At 64.0% G+C, this 547-nt stretch carries 1 protein-coding gene and 1 pseudogene; both read left to right on the top strand.

Going from position 1 to position 547, the window contains the following annotated elements:
* The coding region (locus EN879_RS38300; RefSeq protein WP_127274828.1) for a transcriptional regulator at positions 1-245 on the top strand (245 nt) is incomplete at its 5' end.
* A 172-nt stretch (positions 246-417) separates the two neighbouring features.
* Positions 418-547 (top strand): annotated as a pseudogene (locus EN879_RS38295) (gfo/Idh/MocA family oxidoreductase); the annotation flags it as partial.

Raw genomic sequence — 547 nt, 5'->3', positions numbered from 1 at the left:
CCGGCCGGGTGTGGAAGAAAAAAGGCGGCAAACCGGAAGGCGTCCACGTCATGCTGGTTGCGCCCGACGACGATTCGGCGGTGCGCCGGGCGCTCGAATCGCTTGCCGCCGAAGGTTACGCCGAGGCCGAGCTCGACCAGATCGGCGACATGGACGGCATCCCCGACGAAGAGCCGCATATTTCCGCCTTCCAGGGCGCGCTCGAAGGCGAAGTGTCGATCGTTACCTTCGACGTGCCGATCTGACCCCGGTCCAGCTTTCGAATCGACTGCCGAACCGAATCGGCGACCGAGGCCTTCCCAGCCGACAAATGTGCTGCCGCTAAGGGAAGGCTGAGCTTGGCTGCTCGGCTTCGGCTTGCCCGGGGCAAGTGTTCTGATAAGAAGCCATCACCATCATCAAACAGACGGAGCGGCCATGTCCCAGCCCATCAAGATAGGCATCGTCGGCGTCGGCAAGATCGTCCGCGACCAGCACCTGCCGGCCCTGGCGAAAGACCAGGACTATCGCCTCGTCGCGGCCGCCAGCCGTCACGGCAAGGTGGATG

Origin of the sequence: Mesorhizobium sp. M7A.F.Ca.AU.002.02.1.1 (assembly GCF_003998535.1) — a bacterium.
Lineage (GTDB): Bacteria > Pseudomonadota > Alphaproteobacteria > Rhizobiales > Rhizobiaceae > Mesorhizobium > Mesorhizobium ciceri.
The sequence above is the reverse complement of the archived record's forward strand: the minus strand, read 5'-3'. Positions and strand labels throughout refer to the sequence as shown.